We start from the raw sequence: 20,380 nt of genomic DNA, 5'->3' as shown, positions 1-20,380 counted from the left end.
ATGATGTCGCGGTGGAGGTGACGCGGGCAGTTAGTCCCGTCGAGCCGGATTCACTTTTCTTGGATAGCCTATCGAGCTTGGGCCGAAGTCAAGCTGTAGGGTCGAGCCCGTGGCGCGCGGCCGCGGCGCGCAGTTGCTCAACGTCGATGTAGTCAGTTCTAAGCGCCGCCAAGACTTCCCGGGCGAAGCCGTGCAGGGCCTGCAGCTCTTGGCCGATGATCTCGCCGACGAAGAGATAGAGGCCGTCTGGCATTCGTCGCACGAGCGTCGTTTCTTGCGACATGCGCATCAGAAGCGCTTCGGCAACGAGCGGATCGACATCCAGATAGCGCTGTACCAAGGCCACGGACGCTGCACGGAAACGCTGGACCAGGTCCAGCGCACGGGCATATTGCCGATCCGCCAGCGCGGCCATGGCAATGTCAGGCGCCGTCATGAGTGCGATTCGCTGGGGGCAATCGGACGCTTGAGATCGGCTCGGCCGTGGCGTCCCACTCGATCGAAGGCGTGCCGGTGGAAAGGTAGTACGCGCGCTTCTCGGCCATGCGGGCGTCATAGTCGGCGTTGCCCGACATGCCGAGTACCTCGATGACGACTTCTGGCGCGACATCGGTCAACACGAAATCTGGATGGACCGCAGCGCGTTGGGTGTGGCGCAACGGCTTGCGGAACGCGCGGTGCTGAGCGATCAGGTGATCCGCCATGTCGATCTCATGGGACGAGTCGCATGGCAGGAAGTGCCTGTTGGCCAGCATCGCTGCGGCGTCCACTACCCGCAGGTATCCGCTCTTGGACATCTCGACCAGCAGCAGCCCGATGCAGCGTTGGTCGTCTTTGCCGGCGGCGGACAGGGCACCGCCAAACGACGCCTGCAGACGTGCATAGAGGTCTGCAGCGAGGAAGTAGCGTTGCCGGCTCTGGCGAAGCACCAGCTTGCCGCCAAACTGCGACGGCTCGTGAGATTCGATCTGACCGATCACAATGCCGCGAGGGCTGCCGGCCGCAGTCGGCGCAAGCCTGGCCTGCCACGCTTCGAACTCGGCGAGGATCTCGGTGCGGCGACTGGCGTCCCACCGCTGCACGATGTGCAGCAGTCCGTCGGCCGGCTTGCCATTGATTCGGCAGTCCGCAAGCTCGGACGTCAGTTGGGACCAGCAGGCGGTCCAGCCCCGATACCCCGTTCCCGGCCATACATTCAGACCGGATTGTTCCCATGCGTACTCGAGGAACGCCAGCAGCCCGGCAGAGCGTCGTTGCGGCTTGCTGCTCTTGCCGTCCGGCGAGCGCTGAACAGTGCTTGCGGGCGTCCGCGCACTGGCCGTGAGTGTGGCGCCAAGCCGGATGTCGTGTCGGCCGTCCTGGAGGCGAAAGGCGTCGAGGTTGTCCACCGTGCCGGATTTGATCGCCGATGCGCGGTTGAATGGACAGCCCGCGGCGTGGTGATGCGCCTGCTCCGGCCATCGTGCCAGCAGGAAGATGTCCCGGTGACGGCGGATGACGAGCTTGGGTCGGGGGCGCCGGGTGCCGCATCCGCATTCGGCGAACCCCTGGACCGTCTTGGCACGCTCAAGCTGGCGCGCGTAGCGGCCCGGCTCGTCGAGCACATCGTCCAAAGGGAACTCGCTCCCGCCAATTCGCACGGTAATCATGCTGGTCTCCTTAGGCGCCGGCATCCCGGAACATGGTGTACAGGTCGCGCCGGATCTCGCTCACGTCGAGCACGTGTTTGGCGCGGGTCATGGCCACATAGAGCAGACGCATCTCTTCCGGCGCCATGGTCAGCTTCCCGTCGTCGCCGTTCTTGAACTTGAAATCCCCGGCAAGCTGCACCCCGTCCCATTCCAGGCCCTTCGCGCGATGGATGGTCGAGACGATGTAGTCGGCTTCGTCCTCCGGGGAGACGCGGGTGAGAATCAGGCGCAGGTAATCAACACCTTCGTTGTCGATCAGCGTGACGAGTGGCTTGAGGTCCCGGCCCGCAAACGATTCGGCGTACTCCTGCACCTCATCCCACGTCTCAAAGAGGGCGAGGGTGGCTGGAAAGCCGACGCGCTGGCCGCGCATGAGCTGCTCTGCGCCGTCCGCGAAGGCGCGCAATTCGTCGACGTTGGCTCGGACCGCCACACGGTCGCCGCGGCCGATGCCTTGCGCGAGGTGGGTCAGCACCGTGGCGTTCTTTCGACACAGGATGGCGTCGAATCGGTCTTGGCCGGGGGAGGACTCGTGCAGGACGCGTGAAGCGACATGGTCCTGGCCACGTACGGGCGTTTGCTCGTCCATCAATTGCAGCACGCGACTGGCGAGCTGGGCGATAGCGGGGCCGAAGCGGAACGATTCAGTCAGTGCGCACTCGGGCGCGCGGATATGCTCCATGGCGTTCACGGCGCCGCGCCATTCGTAGATTTGCTGGTAAGGGTCGCCAACGTAGATGACCTGGCACTGCTGGGTGCGCAGCACGGAGAGCATGAGGCCATCCGCATCCTGCGCCTCGTCGAACAGGATGAAATCCGCGCCGATGCGGGGGCGGCTGAGTTGCCAGAGTTTTACGTAGCAGTCGTGCGAAATGGCTGAGGGCGCCGCCGGATCAAGGTATTCCGACCAGAGACGCTTGACGGACGGCAACAGCGATTCGCGCAGATGCTCGGCTTCCTCGTCCTTTACGATCGCCTCTACCGGGATGTGCCATGCGAGCGGTTCGGGCTGGGCGGATCGGCAGAAGCGGGCGGCACCGTCCATCACCATCCGGGCGACCTTGCTCGGACTGAGTTCCAGATCCTTGCCAATCGTCGTGGGCAGGCGCAGTTTCCCGAAGCCATAGCGCAACGCCAGTTGGTGGGGCGGCTCCACCGGATTTCTCAGCTTGCGGGTGATCTCGGGCCGCGTGCCGCTGTAGGCCAGCGAGTGCACCGTGCGACAGCGGGTGTTCTGCGGGAACTTGCGCGCCGCTTCATTGGCTATCTCTTTGTTGAAGGCGAGATAGAGACCGCGTGCGCGGCCGCGCGCTTCGGCCGCCATGCGCAAGGTGGACGTCTTGCCGGCGCCGGCGTACGCCTTGACCTTGACGGCGCCGCCTGCGCGCACCGCCTCCACAACCTGTTCCTGCTCGACGGTAGGCGTCATGCCATCTCCAGGGCGGCTTGTTCGGGCATGTTCGCGAGGACGCGGCGTCGGACTTCCAACGTGTGCGCGCGGGATGTTTCGGCGCGGCGCGCTGCCTCGCCACTGGCGTTGTCCACGATGTAGGCGTAATAGAGTGCGGTGGTAGGGCCGGTCCATGCCAGCCACTTGGCGCGCACCTCTGCGCGCTGCTCTACGCTCAAGGAAAAGTAGACGGCACGCTTTTCGCGCCAGATCCGGGCGTGCAGGGTGCGCGTCGTGCGTTCCAAGTTGTCTGAGCGACGCTGTCGGCGCGCGAACTCTTCGTCGGGCGAATGCTGTTCGGCTGCGACGTGGTCCGCAAAGAGCGGGTATTTGTCGCGCTCGCGCTGCTGCTTGCGTGCAAAGGCGGCCTGGCGGCGGGTATTGAAATTGATGGGGTCGTGGCGTCCGAATCGGGTGAATCGCATGGCGGCTGGGTATAAGGTGGTCTAAGACCAAGATACCGGCGCCATCTCGAAGTCAAGCTGGCCGGCGGGCGAAGTTCGCCGCCAACCATTCTGGCGGCAGGATTTCGGGCGTAGGCCCCGAAAGAGATAGAATTTCAGGCGCCTTTCACTGAATTCCCATGTCCCAAGCCCCCACACCCACCGCCCGCGAAGTCTCTTTGGGCAATCGCCCGAAACATGAGCCGCAGTTCATCGCGCCTGGCGAGCCGCAATATGGCGAGATTGCCCGGATGGACGCGTTCATCTTCAAGCGCTACCTGGAACGTGTGTTCTGGCACCCACGGCCCGAGGTCCTGCGCTTCGAGGTGAGGGCCGTGCCCTCGCCGGTTGGTAGCGTGTACGACGTGGTCGCGCTCGTGGGCGAAGGGGAGGGCGAGGTCTGGTTCGCTGAGGATGCCGTCCCCACGCGCTGGGACTATGTCGCTATCACCGAGAGCACGGATTTGCTTGGCCGCCTACAACGCGACAAAGCCAAGGCGGAAGGCAAGCTTCCCCAGGACTACAGGCCGTTCATTGGCGAGGGACCAGTGCAGGATTATTCCAATCTGGAAAATCCAGAAGAGGTCGCACAGCGGCGTTGGGCGGTGGTCAACCGTATGCGAGAGGCAAACCGCCGAGCGCGCGCAGCGGCTCTCAAGCGTGGCTAGACGCCTCATTCTTGTATGGCGTCGTCAGGCGCGGTAAGATTCGCCCGATTCTCCGCGCTACGCGCATCGATACCGCCGGCTTACCGGCCATCTTCTTTCCTTTCACCCATCGGGGCTTTGTCCCTAATGGGCCATGGCTCCGTCTTCCGTCTGGAGCCATCATGCCCTTCATTGAAACCCCGGAAACGGCCGCCGCCATCGTTGCGTTGGTTGTGATCCTTTTCGCCGCGTTGTTCTTTATCGTCACCTCGGCGAACGTCGCACTGCTTTCGTTTCAGCTCTCCACGCTCGTAGTGGCCAATCTGGCCATTGCTGTGCTGTGGGTGCTGGCCAGGTTCTCTCATCTCTCGGACCAACCGGTCTGATCACTGCGGCGCGCTGTCCTTTGGGCTCGCGCGCCGTCCTACACCCATCCGGGAAGCGCTCCCGATGGGGCGTTTCCCATCCTCAAGGGGAAACGCATGTTCCATTCCAAAACCTTCGATATCGAAGTCGGGCCTGTCCCGGCCGAAGAACCGTGCGCACAGGTTGGCCGCGATGACTATAGCGAACGCTCGCGCCGCGAGTGCGCCGTGTACATCCGCCAGTTGCAACGCATCTTCGGCAACCCGGACCCCGCGATTCTCCGTTTCGTACGTCGCGGCTTTCCGCATGAATTGGGGCGTTATCACGAAGTCGTCGCGGTCATGACTGCCGAAGGCGCCGACCGTTTCGACGAGTCGTTGCTGCCGCTCCAATGGGATCACATCGCCCGCGCCGAACTGACTTGGCTTCGGCTGCAGGAGAAGTGGCGCGAAGCCGTGCTTGCGCGGCCTTCGGCGATTGTGCTCGTGCCGAAGATCTTCCGGGGTGCCGAGATTCCGGATTTCCCGAATCACCCTGTCGCGCAATGGTGGGCCATGGGCTTCACGCCCACTGTGCCATCGCTCGGCTTGCACTAAGCCGCAGCATTAACCCCGCATGGGACCGAGTCCCTGCGGCCCGGTCCCGGCATTCCTTTCGAGACCATGTACAACCAGTTGATTGGCCAATTTCTGGCCGCAGAACAATGCAGCACGGCCGATATGGATCGGGTCGCCAAGCTGGAGGCTACGCTGTTTCCAAATGCTGAGCGTCTCGCTTGCCGGCATTCGACCGCATCTCGGCTGCGGTATCGGCGTGCATTTCTCAAGCGGCTGACAGCGAACCTTGTGGACAAAGCGAGTCGCCAACTTGGCGAACGTGTCGACGAAACAAGGGTCTCGCTCGATGGCCCACGAAACGTCTGGCAGGTGATCGACGCGGGGCAAGTCCCAGATCTCGACAAGCTCTGGCACGTCTTGGTTGCAAGAAGCTTGCAGCCGCTGGCTTGGAGGGAGGCAGTCAGAGTGCTACGACGCAGATTCTCGGATCACGCGGGACTGAGCATGCAGTTGACGCGACAGTTCGGGATCCTGCGGCTGTCCGCGCTATCTGAGCCAGCGGCAGGACAAGCGTCGGGCATGCGTTGGCTTTGTGGCGGCGAAGTAGCGGAAGTGAAACGCGTTGTAGCAGCTTTGGCGGTCTTCGCCAAGCGCGCGGGCCAGCCAGCAATGGCCGCTTGTCTCAATGAGTTTCGCGTCGATGCGCCATTCCTCTCGCCTCAGCGGCGGGCCTTCCCGGGCGTCGAGATCCGACAGTTCAACGAGCAATGGGAGATCCGATTGCAGCGCGAGCTCGCAGAGCGCCTGGCGCTAATCGTAGGCGCCTGAGCCACATTTTCTTCCACCCGTCCGGGAGCATACCCGGCACGGGAGTGCTTCCGGACTTTTTTCGACAGTCCGAAATGCTCCAAAGCCCCTGCAGTTTTATCGCGACAACCGCCAAGCGTACCCATTTCTGCGTAGGCGCCGCTCATGAGTAAGGCCGCCAAACGCAAGTTCGAAGGCACCGCCAGCGATCCCCACAAACAGCTACTTTCCTACTTCAAAGCCTTTGGGCACCGGCACTCGATGCACGAGGTCTTCTCCGACTTTGTCGAGCTATCGGCGCTGGCCATCAGCAACGCGGTGGATCGCCACCAGTTCGATGCGCGGGAGAAGCGCTATCTGGAGATCGTGAAGCGCTATGAACGCGAGGACCCGGACCGGTTCTCACGCATGCTGGGCGCCCTGACCATGACCTTCGAAGAGCGGGTGCAGCAGCTGGTGCCGCACGGCGACGGCCTGGCAGACATTCTTGGCCAGACGTACATGATGCTGGAGCTCGGCAACGATCGGGCAGGGCAGTTCTTCACGCCCTACAGCGTCTCGCGTCTGATGGCGAGCATCAACATTGGCGATGGCAATCCTTACATTGATCGCGACGGTTTCGTCACGATCAGCGAGCCGGCCTGTGGTGCTGCGGGGATGGTGATCGCCTGCGCCGATGCGCTCAACGACGCCGGGCGCGACTACCAGCAGACGATGCATGCGACGTGTATCGACATCGATCCACGCTGTGTGCATATGGCGTACGTGCAGTTGTCGCTCCTGCATATCCCCGCCATCGTCGTGCACGGCAACGCGCTGTCCGTCGAAGCCTGGGGCACGTGGTTCACGCCGGCTCACGTCCTTGGTGGCTGGGGTGCAAAGCTGCGACTCAAGCGCTTCCGTGAGGCAATGGAATCGTTGGGCGAAGCGGCACCAGCGCCGGCTGATTGTACTGAGCCGAATCCTTCGCCATTGCTTGACGAGGACAACGTTGCAGTCACCGTTCACGTGAGTGCTGACCCCAAGCAGCCAAGCGTGCCGGCGGCCGCGATGCGGGTCTTCGTGCCTGATGACCAGCTTGCGCTGTTCTGACGGCGAAAAGGCGTCGAAATTGACGATCTTTCGAGGTCATCGACTGACCCACTAGACCATAAGATTGGTTCTGTAGCGCGCCCCGCTACGGAAGCTCTCTCAGATGGACCCGTTCCTACCCGCCCTCCTCGTGAGGGCGTTTTTTTTGTGAAGCCCCTTGATGCCAATTCGGATTTCGGGGACTCGGAAACGCGATGCATTTCTGCCGCGCGCGGCGGGACTTGGATTGGGGTTTCCCCCAGAAAGCGGGGTGATGGGAGCGGCGCCTTTGCCGATATTCAGATGCCGCGTGCTGAAAGTTCGTGGCCAATCAGAACAAGGAGAAAAATCCATGCGCAACCAACGCGCTTTGTCTTTCCCGGGGTCGCTTGCTTTGGCACTGCTGACTTCCGCCGTCGTGGCCGCTTGCGGAGGCGGTGGTGACGGCAGCGAGCCGGCCGCGCAAGGCGCGACCACGACGACCACCGCCGCGCCGGGTACATCGGGCACGCCGGGCACGCAGACGCCAGCGGAACCGGCGGCCAAACCGACAAGCGTAGTGTCGCCGGCATGCTCGGGCTGTGCCGCCGTAGACGCCAACACCTACGCCGGTTCGGGTATCGGTGTCTGGCAGAGCATCAATGCAACGACGGGCGCCGTCGACATGCCGATCAACATCGCCGGTCTGACTGGCCAGGACGTGACTCTGGTGTTCACGAACCAGTCCGGCACCGCCCAGACGATGCCGACCGTTGCGCTGACCGCGTCGCAGCTGCCGACGGTCGCCGCGAGCGCCATCCAGTGGGACAACGGCGTCAGCGCCGCCAAGGGCCGGATCACCGATTACAACCGCGACGGCTGGGCCGCCAAGGCCGGCGCGCGGGGCACTGGTGCCAGCCTGTCGACGTTCGGCGCCACGGCGCCGCTGCGCGCAGCCTACACCGTGGGCGACACGCGCAACTGGTATCACGAGGACAACAGTTCGCGGGCGACCACGCTGGTCCGTACGGATACGACCGCCGATGGCACGGTCGTCAACTTCTGGGTCGAGGATACGGAGAACAACCCGCTCAAGGTCAACGCGTCGATTGTCGCCGCGTTGGAAGCGGGCTTCGTGCCGACCGGCAAGATCTACGACCTGCTCAAGCAGACCGGCGGCCCGGTGTGGGGTCCGCACCCGTACGCCGATCTGATCTCTGGCGCCGTTGCGCAGCCGATCGACATCGTGATCCTGAACTTCGACAACAACGCCACGCCGTTTGGCATGGTCGGCTATTTCTATGGCCGCAATGCGCTCACGGCGGCCGCCGAGCCGCTCAGCAATCAGTCGGTGTCGCTGTATCTGGATGCCGAGACCTTGTACCTGGGTGGTGCGTCGGGCATGCAGTCGATGCTGTTGACGATGGCGCACGAAGGCATGCACATGCAGAACTTCTACCGCCGCGGCGTGGTGAAGGGCCCGGCCTATGCCTTCGACACATGGCTGGAAGAGGGCACGGCGATGATGATGGAAGACTTCGCGAGCCAGTCGATCGACCCGACCTACAATGCGATCCGCGACGTGCGCTTCCCGAACTACATCGGCTATAAGGCAGGCTCGTACAACTGCAGCCTGCTGGCGTGGGACCCGTTCGGCGCGACGTGCGACAGCTATTCGGTGTCCGGCTCGCTCGGCGGCTTCCTGGACCGACAGCTTGGCCTGGGGTTCTACAAGCACCTGCTGACCAACGTCACCAGCACGGACTCCGTTGCCGTGCTAGACGCGTCGATCAAGGCGATCGCGCCGACGTCCAGCCTTGGCGAGCAACTGCGCCGCTTCGCCGCCACGTCCGGCGCGCTGATGAAGGCGCCTAGTCCTGCCGGCTTCGGCTTCCCGGCTCGCGCAGAGGGTGGCTTCACGTTGCCGGTGATCGATCCGCAGGCGCTGCTGGCCAGCCGCACGCTGACGCAGACGGTGCCGACGATGATCCAGCCTTACGCCAGCCTGCCTGTCGTGCGCAAGGCCGTGAGCGGGACGTATGCCGAAACCATCAAGGTGCCGGCCAACTCGACGCTGTCAGTCGTAATCCAGTAAGACCCACGGGGCGGCATGCGCCGCCCCTTTTCCTATCCTGGGATTGCCATGCAGAACATCGTACTGTCCGTACTGGTTGCGCTAGGTCTAACAGCCTGCGCGGCGGCGGCAACGGACGCGAAGGCATTGAAGCTCGAAGGCGAGATCCACATCAAGGGTAGTGCGGCCTTTCCGAACGTTGTGCTGGAGACAGCTTCTCATCAAAGCTGGGAGTTGGTTGGGGTGCCGCTTGATGAGGCTCGCGGCCTCGTTGGCCATGAGGTGACAGTGGAAGGTGCTGTGATCAAGGCGCCAGGCCAGGGTGTCTGGCTGCCATCATTCCGCGTCGACGGTAAGCCCCGCCCCTCCGCACCGTGAATGGACTGCCCAACCGGGTTGCAAAATCGCCTACGAACCGGCCTAGACAGGTGCGGCGACCCGCCAATATCATGCGCAGATAACAACGCATAGGGGAAGGGGATGGCGGGTCAATCAGCAGCGGCAGAGTCACGAGTTGCGGTACTAGTGGACTGCGACAATACAACCCCCGAAATTCTCGAATACGCACTCCGGGTAGTACCCCAGTTCGGGCGCGTGGTGCTTCGCAGAGGTTACGGCAACCATTCAACCTTGGCCAACAGGTGGCAAGAGGCTCTGGTTCGGCTTGCTTTCACCCCTTGTCTCCAATACCAATATGCAGCCGGCAAGAACACGGCCGATATCGCCCTCGCGCTGGACGCGATGGAAGCCATGTTCGATTCCCGTGCCGACATCTTCTGCCTGGTTACCAGCGACTCGGATTTTGCCTACCTTTGCCGCAAGCTGCGCGAGCGTGGCGCCACCGTTCACATTGTCGGGGAAGAAAAGACTCCCGACGCGCTACGCAATGCCAGCGAATAGTTCTTTGAGTGGCAAGCGCCTGATCCTGTCCCGGAAGCGGCTGATACTGCAAAGGCGAAGGTCGCCATGGTGCCTGCCAAGCCGCCGGCAAAGCGACGGCCCAAGGCCGTGATTCGTGCCGTTGAGCTTCTCGCTGGCGATACGCCAGATGGCTGGGTGGGTCTGGGCGCCCTCGGCCAGTACCTCAAGCGCACCGATCCTGGCTTTTCCCCTAAGGTTTTTGGCCATGCCGCGCTGTCCGACATGGTCCGCACGTATCCAGACTTGGTGATGAACCAGCAGAACGGCACTGGCTACTGGGTCAGCCTTAAGCCAAAGATGGAGGGCGCGGAGGGGTAACGCTTCGTTGGTCTCCGGGACCGGCACGGCGCTATCTTGTCCGGCGCCAGATTTTTAGGTATTCTCTGCGCACCTACCGCGTCCTAGACGCATCGACCCAGCACCGTAAGGTGCCAGCTTCTGCAGTATGGTGGCCGGCCAGCATAGCCTGGTAGTCCATCTTCATCTACCCCATCGGGAACCACGTTCCCGGTGCGGCAACGGGTTCCCCTTTTCTCGCGAGAACCCACAATGCAAAACCCCACTGTCGTTATTGGCAGCATCCGTCCTGGCTGCAATCCGCGGAAGTACTTCGATCCTGTCCAGATGGCAGAACTGACCGAATCCGTTCGCGTCGACGGTGTCATTCAGCCGATTTTGATTCGTCCCATCGAAGATGATGAGCACGGCCACGAGTACGAAGTTGTGGCCGGCGAACGTCGCTACCGTGCGGCGCTTGCGGCTCACGGCGATGGCTACAATGTACCGGTCACGATTAAGATTCTGACCGATGCCGAGGCCCGTCGCTACGCGCTCATTGAGAACGTACAGCGCGCTGACATGGCTCCTTCAGAGGAGGCTGTGGCGGCAGCCGAAATTGTCGGCCAACTGCAGGGCGACCGCGATGAAGCGGCCCGCCAGCTTGGCTGGTCGCGCTCCACGCTCGATAAACGCCTGGCGCTGATGAACTGCAGCGAATCCGTTCTGGATGCGCTCAACACCCGTACGATTCTACTAGGCCACGCCGAACTGTTGGCGACGCTCGCCAAGGACAAGCAGGCCACGATCCTGCCGGTCATCGTGCGCGAGAAAAAGCCCGTTGCGGAGTTGAGAAAGACGATTGAGGCCGCCGCGTGCAGCCTCGAAGCCGCCATCTTCGACAAGGCAGAGTGCACGGCCTGTCCGCACAATTCGTCATTGCAGACGGAAATGTTCGGCGAGGCCATCGCCACCGGCAACTGCACCAACCGCGCGTGCTACGACGACAAGCTCACCAAGAAGCTCGAAGGCATTGCCTTCGGCCTCAAGGACGAGTACCCCATCGTCCGCATTATCCGAGCAGGTGACAACGAAACTCGGATCCAGCTGAAGGTCGAAGGCCCGACGGGTGTCGGCGATGAACAGGCGAGAGCCTGCCACGCCTGCCAGAACTTCGGCGCCGCGGTCAGCGGCCTACCCGGTTCCATGGGCAAGGTCTACAGCGGTCAATGCTTCGACACGGTTTGCAACCAGCAGAAGGTTGCTGCCCGGATCAAGGCAGAGAAGGACGCCGCTCAGCCCACTGCAGCCAAACCGGCTGCGGGAGGCAAGGCAGCACCGGCCAAGAAAGGCTTCTCGTCGGCTTCGGCCGCCGAGAAGCCCGTGACGTCGATCAGCGAATCGGACAAGGTGAAGAACTACCGGACCGCGCTGTGGCGCAAGGCGCTGCGCAAGGAAGTCGCGCAGAACGCTGAGCAGGCCAACTCGTATCTTCTGGCGGTTGCACTGAACGGGCTGGCGCGCAATATCGCCGGCGACGTGATGGGCAAGTTCTTCGAGAAGCTGACCGAGCAGAAGTCGTCGTCCTCGTTGCAGGGTTGTCTGACGGCCGTCCACGCGCTGGACGCCCAGAAACGACAGCAGTTGACGATCGGCCTGACGGTTGCAGCAATCGACGGCGTGGAGGTAGGTAACCTCCGCGAGTTGTGCCGGTATCACAAACTCGACCTGCGGCCGCACTGGAATCTCCAGCAGGCCCAGGATTTTCTGGAAATGCTCACGAAGTCGGAGATGAAGGTTCTCGCCGACGAAATGGGTATCCGCAAGGCGCTGGGTGACCAGTTCGCCAAGCTGTTTAACAAGCCCAAGCCGGAAGTCATTGCCGGCCTGCTGGCGGTGAAGGACTTCGACTACACCGGCAAGGTGCCAAAGGTCCTGCACTACTAGTCGTTCACCCATCCAGAGGGCGCCACCGGCGCCCTCTGTCTTTTCCTTCTCCCCCAATTTATTTCACCTATGTTCACTGAACTTGCACCCCTCGTGCGTGCGGCCGACAAAGTCGTTCTCACTCTGTCCATGACTGGCGAAGCCATGACAGTAGTCGTCATGCCCGTTATCAAAAACGCTGCTGACGCGGCCCTGACCACACCACTGTCTCTCACCGCGACGCCGGCAGAGCTCGATGCGGAATTCGCTGCGACCCTCACGGGCGTGACGAATTCCCATCGCTCGCTGGCCGAGCAGGCCGAAGCCACGAAGTCCATTCTGGATGCGGCCAAATCCACCCAGTCCACCAAGGCAACGAAGGCGCTGGCTAAGGCGGCAACGCCCTCGGGCGGCGCTGCTGCGGATGGTAACGACGACGATGAAGATGATGCCGGCACCCCGCCGGTCGAGGCGAAGGCAGAAGCGAAAGCTGACACCGCCGCACCGGCCAACACGGGTACCGACCTCGCATCGCTGCTGTAAGGAGATCTCGCCATGGCACTCGAAGTCACGAAGCTCAAGCGCGAGTTTTCCTACAACGGCATGACGCTGCAAGATGTCGGTCCGCAGTTCTCGCCCGACCAGGTGCGCGATGTCTACTCCGCTCAATATCCCGAACTGACCACCGCTGCGGTGGACGGACCGGAAGTAAAGGACGGTGTTGCTCGCTTCACATTCGTGCGCGCCGCCGGCGCCAAGGGCGCGGCATGCGCAAATCTGACCTGATGAAGGCACTGGCTACCCGCCAGTTCCCGACAACCAATGAGCCGCCCGAAAGGGCGGTTTTTTTACATTCTGAGGAGATTCAACAATGCTGTTCGATCCTCGGTCGTTTGTTCCATCAGTCGATGCGGGACAATCCGGATGGACGCCTGCGCGACAGCATCCCGTTGCCCGATGTCGACCTGCCCATGATTTTCTGACGCTTCCTGCCATCCCGGACGCGACCCCCGGCCGTGCGCTTCTGACTTTCGGAGACGAGGTCGAAGCGGAGGAATTGGTCCGGGCCCAGTTCGCAACAGGCGTGCTTCGTGCACGTGACGTCGTCAATCCTACTGGAGCGGGAGATGCGTTCGCGCAGGCCATGTTCGCGTGGCTCGCGGCGCGCATGCCAAGCTGCCGGCGACTGAACTTCAGTTTCTCGCTCCTCGATATCGGCGCAGCGAGGGATCAACTGATGCAGTTCGGTTGGGATGACCAAGTGGATGCGCCGCTGTATCTGGCCATCGACATGCCTGGCGATGAAGCGTACTTCATCGGCGAGGCTCGTGCGAACGCGCTGCGGTCCGTGCATCCCCATCTGTTGTACACGGCCATGTCGCTGATCAACGTGGCGGGTGCCAAATCGTTGTTTCTCCGTACGCCAGAGGTACTGCTCGACCTGTTCGCGCGGTGGCACTGGGAGTACGACTCCACCCTGACCAACGACGACGACGCGCGTGAGTTCCTCAAGGAACAGTGCGGCCTGGATGAGGACGATATCGCGCGGTACCTGCCGTCCGCAGTTCGGCCGGAACTGGCGCCGGATGAGGTGCTTCCATCGTTCTGTCACGCATACCCGGAGTCGCGCAAACTCAGGGCCTTTGGTAGCCGGAAGCTCTACGAGCTGGCTCGCAGCCATCAAGGCTGGATAAAGGACCTGTGCGTCGCGCTGGCGGAACTGAATCTAGCGGTAAAGCGCCAGGGTGACCGATCGGCTGTTTCGGGTTCCCAATGGGCCGAACCGGCCTATGCGGCGGCCACCATTGCCTATACGCAGTCGGACTATGTCACGCAGGTGCTGGATGACCTCTATGACGGACTCAACTGCAACGGCGATGCAACGATGTTCCAGTGTTTTATTCCCATCGCGGACGAGCCAAAGGCGATTCGGCAGCAGTTCAAGGATCTAAGCGGGATGCTCAAGATCATTGCGGCGCTGGATCGGGTTCTCACACTTATTTCTGACTAGGAGGGCCACATGGCCGAAATCCTGACCGCCTCGCGGTCTCATGAAGTGGCCCTCCAAGGGGCCATTTTGTTTTACGGGGAAGGGCCGGGGCAGTTTTCTTACGCCACCGCCCATCGCATCGAATCAGAAGCATCCGGGCGCCCGGTGATCGGCGCCGGTGTGCCACTGAATCGCATGGCATTGATCCACGCAGTTCGTGAGGTAGCAGAGCACGCCCTTCCCAAGGGCGAGTTCCTGACACCCAATGTGCTGTCGATCAGCCCCAATGCAGTGACGTGGTGGTGTCCAGCCACGCGGCGTCGCGTGTTCTTCAAGTGCAAGGAGCTGGGCGAGCGTAGCGCCATTGTTGCGCACCCAGCGCTGGTCTTCCAGGCATCGCAATCCGGTTTCAAGGTCTTCGCCCTGAAAGGGGAGGAGCGCCCGGTACCGGAGAGTGTGTTGTTCGAGCCGCCGTACTTCAACACGTGGGACCACGGGAAGATCTGCATCGGCTCAGCACATGTGCCAAAGCAGATCGATGTGGCATCGATTTCAGGCTGGGAAGACGGGTTCTTCAACTCGGCATTCACCCATCCCAATCACGGAGGCAAGCGCGTCAAGTACGAGCGCGGTGCCTACGCCTTCTGGAAGGACATGCTGGATGCCCAGTTTCCTGACTTTCCCAAGCAAGTCCTCGTTCGCATGAAATACACGCTGGCCGATCTGATCGCCGGCAAACTGGAGAAGTAGCATGCATCCTGCAGACAATGCTTTGCAGCAGTCCTTTCCGTCCGTCATGGTGCCGCGCTTCGGCCAGCTCGATGCGATGGTAAAACACGGTGAGCGCTTGCTCATTGCGTCCAACGGGGTCTTTCTGGAAATCGCACGGCCCTGGCTGCGCGTGGTGCGCCAGCTGGGTGTCTTCAGCCATCCCACCGCCATTCCCTATGGCGAGGCGGCTGAGGCAACGCAGTTGCACTGCGGCCGCGTACCTAGCGAGTTGATCGGCGAGTTCGCAACCATGGCGCGTGCCGCGTACCCGAAGGAAACTGGGGCGTGGATAGTCTGGAATGCGGTGACCGGAATCTTTCGTCTGATTCCGCTCGGCATCATCGAGCACAGCGCCGGACACTTGAAGTATGAGCGTCCCGCGCTGGCTGATGACGATGTGCTGGTGGTGGATTGTCATTCCCACGGCAGCCATCCGGCATTTTTCTCGCCTACGGACGATGCGGATGACTGTCATGACGTGAAGTTCGCGTTCGTGCTCGGCAACTGTGCGGCCTATACGCCCTCGATGGCGCTGCGGCTCTGTGCCAAGGGCATCTTTGAGACGGTGGAGCGTGTGCCGGGCGACTGGTACGCTGCGGCGCGCGAGGAGGTGCTGGCATGACCTTCGCACATCGAATCCCGGCAGCGATGACAACGCGCGCGTGGAAAGTAGTTGTTGTCGGTGCCGGTGGCACGGGCAGCGCGCTGCTGCCCAATCTCGCGCGGCTGCACCACGCCATGCTCGAGCTGGGTCACCCTGGCGGCATCGACTGTACGGTTTACGATGACGATACCGTCAGCGAGACCAATGTCGGCCGGCAGGGGTTCTACCCGGTGGATGTGGGACAGCCCAAAGCCACGTTGATCGTGAACCGCCTCAACAACCTGATGGGAACACGCTGGCAAGCGCAGACCCGCCGGATTGGAAGCGGTGACCGCTTCGTGTGCGACATGGTGATCGGTTGCGTCGACACACGGGGCGCTCGCAAGGCAATCCTCGGCGCGATGCAACGGGGTACCGGTGGCTACTATCTGGACTGCGGCAACGAGTCTGATCGTGGCCAGGTGATTCTTGGGCAGGTGCGTGGCAAGGCGAAGGAGCGGCTTCCCCACGTGGGAGACCTGTTTCCCGAGCTGCTGGACCCGAAAGGGGACAAGGCCGACACCGCGCCGTCGTGCTCGATGGCGGAGGCACTGCAGAAGCAGTCGTTGGTCATCAATCAGGCGATCGCAGTGCAAGCGTACAACCTGCTGTGGACGCTGTTTCGCACGGGTACGCTTCAGTACTGCGGCTCATTCGTCAATCTGGCGACAGGGCGCACCAGCGCGCTGCCGTTGGACCCGACGGCATGGGAGCGATTCGGCTACAAGCTGGGCGCGACAAAGGCCCGTGCCAAACGCAAGCCGCGACAATCCGCTTGAACAGCCACTCCCATTGCGGGAGTGGCTTTTTTCTCTTGTGCGCTCGTTGCAGGACGGCAGGCCTGGCTGCTACTATTGCGCCACACCTCGCGCCTCCGGCGCATCGACCCGTGGCACTCGGCCACACACTTCATTATCCCGTTGGGGCACTTGCCCTGGCGGAGTGCTCCATCAATTTCGGAGCACTTCATGAGCATTTCCACCCCTCACATCCCGGCCCAGTCCGCCTTTCGTCGCATCTTCGTGACGGGCCCCTGGCTGCCTGCTGGTGCTATCGCTACTGGCTATTGGAATGGCAAGCCGTGGCACACGCTGACGTATCCGATGTTTAGTCGTGCGGACGTACAGCGGCTGTGCGAGCTTTTGCCGAATCTATCCTTCGTTGAGTCGCGCAACGCAGTGCGGCACGTCGAAGGAAGCCGTACTGAGTGGTTTGACGCCGAACCCCACATCGTGGACGGAAAGCTGACGGATCTCTACGCCGTAGGCTTCGGTTGGGGATGGCAGTTAGCGCGTCACGATACCGTCCCTGCCACCCACCGGCAGTCGTTGCACGTGATGGTACGCACGGCGGCACTTGAATGGATGCAAGCCCTGGCAGACGAGGATCACGTTGCACTGTGTGCGTATGCGTCCTTCCTGTTGTCGGGGTACATCGAACAGCGCTTGGAATGCCGTCGTCGGCTGGACCTGTCTCGGTTCGATGCCGTGCTCGCCATTGCAAGCCAGCGGCTTTCGTTGCCAGGTGCGGTTCGGATTGCTGTGCAGTCCAGCGAATGGATTGCCGTTGTCGACGCGCTCACGTATCTCGCCGATGGCGAGGAATTCAATGCCTTGCCACTGCAAGCTCGGCGCGAGCGAGTCATCGAGGCGATGCTGGACCAACTGGCACGCGAAGCCGGCGGCGTCTGAGTTTCTAGCCCTCCCTTTCACCCATCGCGGGGCACATCCCGCTGTGGGAGTGCTCCGCCAATTTCTAGGAGCAATCCCATGCCTCAAATCACTCTTTCCCGCACGCAAGTCGCATCGCTTGTCGCCTTCTGTGATGCAGCCGGTTCGGACCAATTCTTCATCGCGAAGGACCACGGTGCGTATGTCGGTTACAGCACGGGCGCCACGCCCGAAAAGCAGTGCCTGTTCTATTTCAAGGGCTGCAATCCAGCGAAGGACGCGGATTTCTACGAGAACGCGTACCGCAGTTTCGGCGGCGATGACTTCGGTGAGCGTTTGCCGCTCGTCGATTTGCGAAAGGCGCTGGAAATCCCTGCGACTCAGAAGGTCCGCATCACCGTGAGCGCAACTTCAGTCCGCCTGGATTCGTTGGCCTGACCCGTCATGTGAGCTGCGCCGTCTGATCTCGCGAGACGGCATGGCCCTTCATCTTCTTTCAACAATGAACGCTAGAAAATTCCTTTTCACAAATATTCGTCTCGCCGTTGGACTCTGCGGGGTTGCTTTGGCGTCCCGCGCCTTCCGATACTTCGAATACAAGGGCTACTATTCGGCGGATTGGCTGACCATTCCACGGGAGCTCATGGCCTGCGGCGAGCATTTCCTTGCCGCCATCGGGTTCCCGGCCATGCTGGTAGCAATGAGCTGGTTTCTCTGGAGTGAAGTTCGCTCGCGTACAGTCGCTGTTGATTCGCAGGCGATGAGGCGTGTCGACGACTATGCGGCCGCTGCCTTGATGTTTGTGCAAGTCTTCGTGTATATGGGCTACGCGGCGTATTGGGAATTTGCCTCGCATGGGGCGATCGGCCCGGTAACGGGCAAGCTGGCCAACCAGTTCGTCTATGACGTCTATGGGTTGGCGCAGTACATCGCCATCATGAATGCCAAGCGTGCATTTGCATCGACGCGCGAAATGGGGCGCGAGGTTGCCGTTCGCGGCTTCCGGTTCTTCGGTGCTGATGCCGGAGGCCTTCGCGGTGCGACGGTCGCTGACCTCGCACGGTACCACGCTCGCTATCCGCGGCTCGGCCTGTATATCACGATGCACGACGACACCATGCATGACGAAGGTAGTGGAGAGTTGCTACCGCGACTGGTATTCATATGGGGGGGCGAAGAGATTTTCAACCCTCTTTGCGGGTCCCCGCTTTGGCTCCACGCCGACCCCGCCTTGGAGTACGGCATCTCTCTCGTGGATGCCCTGGCAATCGCGCGCATCAATCGTTGCTGATTCCCTTAACGGCTGCTAACATTCCTGCACCTACCGCGTCTCAGACGCATCGACACTTCCGGTTGTATAGCCGGACAGCTTTTTTCTTCTCCCACCACGGGCCTTCCTGCCCGTGGGCATGTTGGCCCTTTTTTCGTTGAGGCCATCATGTTCAAGCGTTTCCTCGCACTTTTCCTTGCCTGTTCCATGTTTGCCGGCTGCGCTGTACAGCAGACGTCTCCGAATGCCTATCGCAGCTCGGAAGCTTTGCGCACCGGCTCCGTGGAAGTCGTCACTGTTGTTCGTGTCCGTCAGGTCACGATCGTCGACAGCGACGGCTATTCGTCGGCCAATAGCGGCGTCCCCGGTATCGTTGGGGCGGTCGTGGGTGGCCTTCTTGGTGCTCGTGTCATCGGTGGTGGCAACGGTCGTTACATTGCCGGCGCGCTGTCGGGCACGGTCTCTTCCGTGGCGGCGCAGGCTGTGGCCAGCCGCATGAACCGTCGCAATGGTGTGGAGGTCATCGTCCGCAAGGATGACGGCCGCCAGATCGTAGTGACTCAGGACGCTGACCAGCAATTCACCACTGGTGAGCAGCTGTACCTGGTCGCTGCAGCGGGCAACTATCGCCTGTCGCGCTGAAGGGTTCCTCACGGAACTCCCCATATCCTTTCACCATCCCCCTCACGGGGGACATCTTTTCGCAAGCCCGAGAGGGCTTGCCCAAGCCCCAAGGCTTGGGCAAGCCGCTTTTACCCGCGTCTCTGACGCATCGACCCTGTCCGGCATGTCCGGACCACCAACCCAGTTGGGACACTCGTCCCATGGGGAAGGGATGTCCCGTCCTTATCGAAGACATCAATGAAACTTCCCAAGTCCTTTACCCGTCGGCATCAACCGACCAATTCCGCTGCCTGCCAGACTATTCGTCGGGATGCTTGCCGTGTGCTCCGTCGCTTTGCCGGTGACATGGCGCTCAGCCCGCGCGAATTCACCATCCGCGAGCATCGAAAGCGTCGTCGCGACGTCGATGTGTTCGCGTTGCATACCGATTCGTTGCTGATCGAGATCCAGCATCCCGCTGGTGCAGAAGGCGGCGTGCTCATGTCCTACCGGACATGCCGCGGCCGCAATGACCTCACCGGTGGTCGTGACAACGCGGTCAGCGTTGATTCGTTGGCCAGCGACCAGGGCTATGCAAACCTTGTCGCCACGCTTCGCGTGGTGGCGGGGCGTCGTAGCTGACCGGAGGTACCATGACCCGACTTATCAAAGTCACGTTCACCTCAACCTCTGGCGAAGAAACCACTGGCTTTGCGACGTTGCACAAAGATGAAGTGGTGGAGTTGCCTAAGCGAATGTCGTTGCGTGTTTCGGCGGCGACGGAAGCTGGCGAGGGCTACGCCCTAGTCGCGCAGTACAAAGGCGAGGCGGTTCCCATGCTTCATGTTGCGCAGGCCAGCTATCGACTGGACATGCAACATGCGATACGAGAACCGTGGGCCAAGCGTATTGCCGAAGCTTTCAGGGATCCGAGTAAGGATCAACTGCATGCCTACGGCCGATACTGTCATACGCTTTCGGCCGCTGCAGTCGTCGGAGTCGTCGGATATGCAGCCGGTCGGCCCGGCTGGACCGCGACAGTCTTGCTGAATGGCGCGTGTCTCATTATCTTGGCTGGGGTACTATTGGCCATCGGATCGGCGTTTCTCAAAGGAGATAAGTGATGTTTGGTCCATTTGTACTGATGTTTGGATTGGGCATTGCGGGATTTTTTCTCTGGGTGTTGCGCAACGCAGACCGCTCGCGCAGGCTCCGGGACTTGGAC

Annotated in this window: 24 protein-coding genes and 1 pseudogene; 21 read left to right on the top strand and 4 right to left on the bottom strand. The window is 61.7% G+C overall.

From position 1 onward, the window contains the following. Positions 1-88: 88 nt before the first annotated feature. Genes GA566_RS28655 through GA566_RS28640 form a run of 4 tightly spaced genes read right to left on the bottom strand, consistent with a single transcriptional unit; the run spans position 89 to position 3,566 of the window. A complete protein-coding gene (locus tag GA566_RS28655; protein WP_160474948.1) occupies positions 89-436 on the bottom strand; it encodes a hypothetical protein in 348 nt (115 codons plus the stop codon). After that, positions 423-1,649, bottom strand: a complete 1,227-nt coding sequence (locus tag GA566_RS28650; RefSeq protein ID WP_160474947.1) for a DUF1173 family protein — start codon at positions 1,647-1,649, stop codon at positions 423-425. The genes GA566_RS28655 and GA566_RS28650 overlap by 14 nt, the downstream gene beginning before the upstream one ends. A gap of 10 nt (positions 1,650-1,659) precedes the next feature. After that, positions 1,660-3,120 (bottom strand): 3'-5' exonuclease, encoded by a 1,461-nt coding sequence (locus GA566_RS28645; protein ID WP_160474946.1) that lies wholly within the window; start codon positions 3,118-3,120, stop codon positions 1,660-1,662. Beyond that, on the bottom strand, positions 3,117-3,566 hold the full coding sequence (locus GA566_RS28640) for a hypothetical protein (RefSeq protein ID WP_160474945.1): 450 nt from the start codon (positions 3,564-3,566) through the stop codon (positions 3,117-3,119). Before GA566_RS28640 ends, GA566_RS28645 begins: the two co-directional genes overlap by 4 nt. Before the next feature lie 158 nt (positions 3,567-3,724). On the opposite strand from GA566_RS28640, the gene GA566_RS28635 reads away from it, so the two are divergent. The 21 genes and pseudogenes from GA566_RS28635 to GA566_RS28535 all read left to right on the top strand — a co-directional run bounded on the left by GA566_RS28635 (position 3,725) and on the right by GA566_RS28535 (position 20,279). Beyond that, positions 3,725-4,252 carry a hypothetical protein gene (locus tag GA566_RS28635; RefSeq protein WP_160474944.1) on the top strand — a complete coding sequence of 176 codons (528 nt, stop codon included), beginning with the start codon at positions 3,725-3,727 and terminating at the stop codon, positions 4,250-4,252. A 161-nt stretch (positions 4,253-4,413) separates the two neighbouring features. Next, entirely contained in the window at positions 4,414-4,617 is a 204-nt protein-coding gene (locus GA566_RS28630; protein ID WP_237380895.1) for a hypothetical protein, read from the top strand. Positions 4,618-4,713: 96 nt separating this feature from the next. After that, positions 4,714-5,193: a hypothetical protein gene (locus GA566_RS28625; RefSeq protein WP_160474943.1), complete on the top strand. Its 480-nt coding sequence runs from the start codon at positions 4,714-4,716 to the stop codon at positions 5,191-5,193. 66 nt (positions 5,194-5,259) lie between these two features. Continuing rightward, entirely contained in the window at positions 5,260-5,982 is a 723-nt protein-coding gene (locus tag GA566_RS28620) for a hypothetical protein (protein ID WP_160474942.1), read from the top strand. A 144-nt stretch (positions 5,983-6,126) separates the two neighbouring features. Next, entirely contained in the window at positions 6,127-7,053 is a 927-nt protein-coding gene (locus GA566_RS28615) for an N-6 DNA methylase (protein ID WP_160474941.1), read from the top strand. 331 nt (positions 7,054-7,384) lie between these two features. Continuing rightward, a complete protein-coding gene (locus GA566_RS28610) occupies positions 7,385-9,106 on the top strand; it encodes a hemagglutinin (RefSeq protein ID WP_160474940.1) in 1,722 nt (573 codons plus the stop codon). 48 nt (positions 9,107-9,154) lie between these two features. After that, complete coding sequence (locus tag GA566_RS28605; protein ID WP_237380893.1) at positions 9,155-9,463, top strand: hypothetical protein; 309 nt, start codon at positions 9,155-9,157, stop codon at positions 9,461-9,463. Between the two features lie 102 nt (positions 9,464-9,565). After that, a pseudogene (locus tag GA566_RS28600) lies at positions 9,566-10,324 on the top strand (NYN domain-containing protein). A gap of 231 nt (positions 10,325-10,555) precedes the next feature. Then, positions 10,556-12,229 carry a PRTRC system ParB family protein gene (locus GA566_RS28595; protein WP_160474939.1) on the top strand — a complete coding sequence of 558 codons (1,674 nt, stop codon included), beginning with the start codon at positions 10,556-10,558 and terminating at the stop codon, positions 12,227-12,229. 69 nt (positions 12,230-12,298) lie between these two features. Further along, positions 12,299-12,751, top strand: coding sequence for a PRTRC system protein E (locus GA566_RS28590; RefSeq protein ID WP_160474938.1), 453 nt, complete (start codon positions 12,299-12,301; stop codon positions 12,749-12,751). A gap of 12 nt (positions 12,752-12,763) precedes the next feature. Continuing rightward, a complete protein-coding gene (locus tag GA566_RS28585) occupies positions 12,764-12,994 on the top strand; it encodes a PRTRC system protein C (RefSeq protein WP_160474937.1) in 231 nt (76 codons plus the stop codon). An 85-nt stretch (positions 12,995-13,079) separates the two neighbouring features. After that, positions 13,080-14,219, top strand: a complete 1,140-nt coding sequence (locus tag GA566_RS28580; protein ID WP_160474936.1) for a PRTRC system protein F — start codon at positions 13,080-13,082, stop codon at positions 14,217-14,219. Positions 14,220-14,228: 9 nt separating this feature from the next. After that, entirely contained in the window at positions 14,229-14,948 is a 720-nt protein-coding gene (locus GA566_RS28575; RefSeq protein WP_160474935.1) for a PRTRC system protein B, read from the top strand. Position 14,949: 1 nt separating this feature from the next. Then, positions 14,950-15,591 (top strand): PRTRC system protein A, encoded by a 642-nt coding sequence (locus tag GA566_RS28570; protein WP_160474934.1) that lies wholly within the window; start codon positions 14,950-14,952, stop codon positions 15,589-15,591. Then, entirely contained in the window at positions 15,588-16,391 is an 804-nt protein-coding gene (locus GA566_RS28565) for a PRTRC system ThiF family protein (protein ID WP_160474933.1), read from the top strand. Before GA566_RS28570 ends, GA566_RS28565 begins: the two co-directional genes overlap by 4 nt. Positions 16,392-16,580: 189 nt before the next feature. Then, on the top strand, positions 16,581-17,303 hold the full coding sequence (locus GA566_RS28560; RefSeq protein WP_160474932.1) for a hypothetical protein: 723 nt from the start codon (positions 16,581-16,583) through the stop codon (positions 17,301-17,303). 78 nt (positions 17,304-17,381) lie between these two features. Then, positions 17,382-17,720, top strand: a complete 339-nt coding sequence (locus tag GA566_RS28555; RefSeq protein ID WP_160474931.1) for a DUF3085 domain-containing protein — start codon at positions 17,382-17,384, stop codon at positions 17,718-17,720. A gap of 40 nt (positions 17,721-17,760) precedes the next feature. After that, complete coding sequence (locus tag GA566_RS28550; protein ID WP_160474930.1) at positions 17,761-18,573, top strand: hypothetical protein; 813 nt, start codon at positions 17,761-17,763, stop codon at positions 18,571-18,573. Positions 18,574-18,720: 147 nt separating this feature from the next. Further along, positions 18,721-19,194, top strand: a complete 474-nt coding sequence (locus GA566_RS28545) for a glycine zipper 2TM domain-containing protein (protein WP_160474929.1) — start codon at positions 18,721-18,723, stop codon at positions 19,192-19,194. 219 nt (positions 19,195-19,413) lie between these two features. Beyond that, the gene (locus GA566_RS28540) at positions 19,414-19,797 is read left to right on the top strand and encodes a hypothetical protein (protein WP_160474928.1); all 384 of its coding nucleotides are present in this window, start codon (positions 19,414-19,416) and stop codon (positions 19,795-19,797) included. A gap of 11 nt (positions 19,798-19,808) precedes the next feature. After that, entirely contained in the window at positions 19,809-20,279 is a 471-nt protein-coding gene (locus tag GA566_RS28535) for a hypothetical protein (RefSeq protein ID WP_160474927.1), read from the top strand. The last annotated feature ends 101 nt before the right edge of the window (positions 20,280-20,380 follow it).

This window comes from Cupriavidus sp. SW-Y-13, from assembly GCF_009793345.1.
Lineage (GTDB): Bacteria > Pseudomonadota > Gammaproteobacteria > Burkholderiales > Burkholderiaceae > Cupriavidus.
The sequence above is the reverse complement of the archived record's forward strand: the minus strand, read 5'-3'. Positions and strand labels throughout refer to the sequence as shown.

Excerpts from the sequence above, each read along its gene's own strand:
- GA566_RS28655 (WP_160474948.1), bottom strand. The coding sequence starts at position 436 with ATGACGGCGCCTGACATTGCCATGGCCGCGCTGGCGGATCGGCAATAT.
- GA566_RS28650 (WP_160474947.1), bottom strand. The coding sequence starts at position 1,649 with ATGATTACCGTGCGAATTGGCGGGAGCGAGTTCCCTTTGGACGATGTG.
- GA566_RS28645 (WP_160474946.1), bottom strand. The coding sequence starts at position 3,120 with ATGACGCCTACCGTCGAGCAGGAACAGGTTGTGGAGGCGGTGCGCGCA.
- GA566_RS28640 (WP_160474945.1), bottom strand. The coding sequence starts at position 3,566 with ATGCGATTCACCCGATTCGGACGCCACGACCCCATCAATTTCAATACC.
- GA566_RS28635 (WP_160474944.1), top strand. The coding sequence starts at position 3,725 with ATGTCCCAAGCCCCCACACCCACCGCCCGCGAAGTCTCTTTGGGCAAT.
- GA566_RS28630 (WP_237380895.1), top strand. The coding sequence starts at position 4,414 with ATGCCCTTCATTGAAACCCCGGAAACGGCCGCCGCCATCGTTGCGTTG.
- GA566_RS28625 (WP_160474943.1), top strand. The coding sequence starts at position 4,714 with ATGTTCCATTCCAAAACCTTCGATATCGAAGTCGGGCCTGTCCCGGCC.
- GA566_RS28620 (WP_160474942.1), top strand. The coding sequence starts at position 5,260 with ATGTACAACCAGTTGATTGGCCAATTTCTGGCCGCAGAACAATGCAGC.
- GA566_RS28615 (WP_160474941.1), top strand. The coding sequence starts at position 6,127 with ATGAGTAAGGCCGCCAAACGCAAGTTCGAAGGCACCGCCAGCGATCCC.
- GA566_RS28610 (WP_160474940.1), top strand. The coding sequence starts at position 7,385 with ATGCGCAACCAACGCGCTTTGTCTTTCCCGGGGTCGCTTGCTTTGGCA.
- GA566_RS28605 (WP_237380893.1), top strand. The coding sequence starts at position 9,155 with ATGCAGAACATCGTACTGTCCGTACTGGTTGCGCTAGGTCTAACAGCC.
- GA566_RS28595 (WP_160474939.1), top strand. The coding sequence starts at position 10,556 with ATGCAAAACCCCACTGTCGTTATTGGCAGCATCCGTCCTGGCTGCAAT.
- GA566_RS28590 (WP_160474938.1), top strand. The coding sequence starts at position 12,299 with ATGTTCACTGAACTTGCACCCCTCGTGCGTGCGGCCGACAAAGTCGTT.
- GA566_RS28585 (WP_160474937.1), top strand. The coding sequence starts at position 12,764 with ATGGCACTCGAAGTCACGAAGCTCAAGCGCGAGTTTTCCTACAACGGC.
- GA566_RS28580 (WP_160474936.1), top strand. The coding sequence starts at position 13,080 with ATGCTGTTCGATCCTCGGTCGTTTGTTCCATCAGTCGATGCGGGACAA.
- GA566_RS28575 (WP_160474935.1), top strand. The coding sequence starts at position 14,229 with ATGGCCGAAATCCTGACCGCCTCGCGGTCTCATGAAGTGGCCCTCCAA.
- GA566_RS28570 (WP_160474934.1), top strand. The coding sequence starts at position 14,950 with ATGCATCCTGCAGACAATGCTTTGCAGCAGTCCTTTCCGTCCGTCATG.
- GA566_RS28565 (WP_160474933.1), top strand. The coding sequence starts at position 15,588 with ATGACCTTCGCACATCGAATCCCGGCAGCGATGACAACGCGCGCGTGG.
- GA566_RS28560 (WP_160474932.1), top strand. The coding sequence starts at position 16,581 with ATGAGCATTTCCACCCCTCACATCCCGGCCCAGTCCGCCTTTCGTCGC.
- GA566_RS28555 (WP_160474931.1), top strand. The coding sequence starts at position 17,382 with ATGCCTCAAATCACTCTTTCCCGCACGCAAGTCGCATCGCTTGTCGCC.
- GA566_RS28550 (WP_160474930.1), top strand. The coding sequence starts at position 17,761 with ATGGCCCTTCATCTTCTTTCAACAATGAACGCTAGAAAATTCCTTTTC.
- GA566_RS28545 (WP_160474929.1), top strand. The coding sequence starts at position 18,721 with ATGTTCAAGCGTTTCCTCGCACTTTTCCTTGCCTGTTCCATGTTTGCC.
- GA566_RS28540 (WP_160474928.1), top strand. The coding sequence starts at position 19,414 with ATGAAACTTCCCAAGTCCTTTACCCGTCGGCATCAACCGACCAATTCC.
- GA566_RS28535 (WP_160474927.1), top strand. The coding sequence starts at position 19,809 with ATGACCCGACTTATCAAAGTCACGTTCACCTCAACCTCTGGCGAAGAA.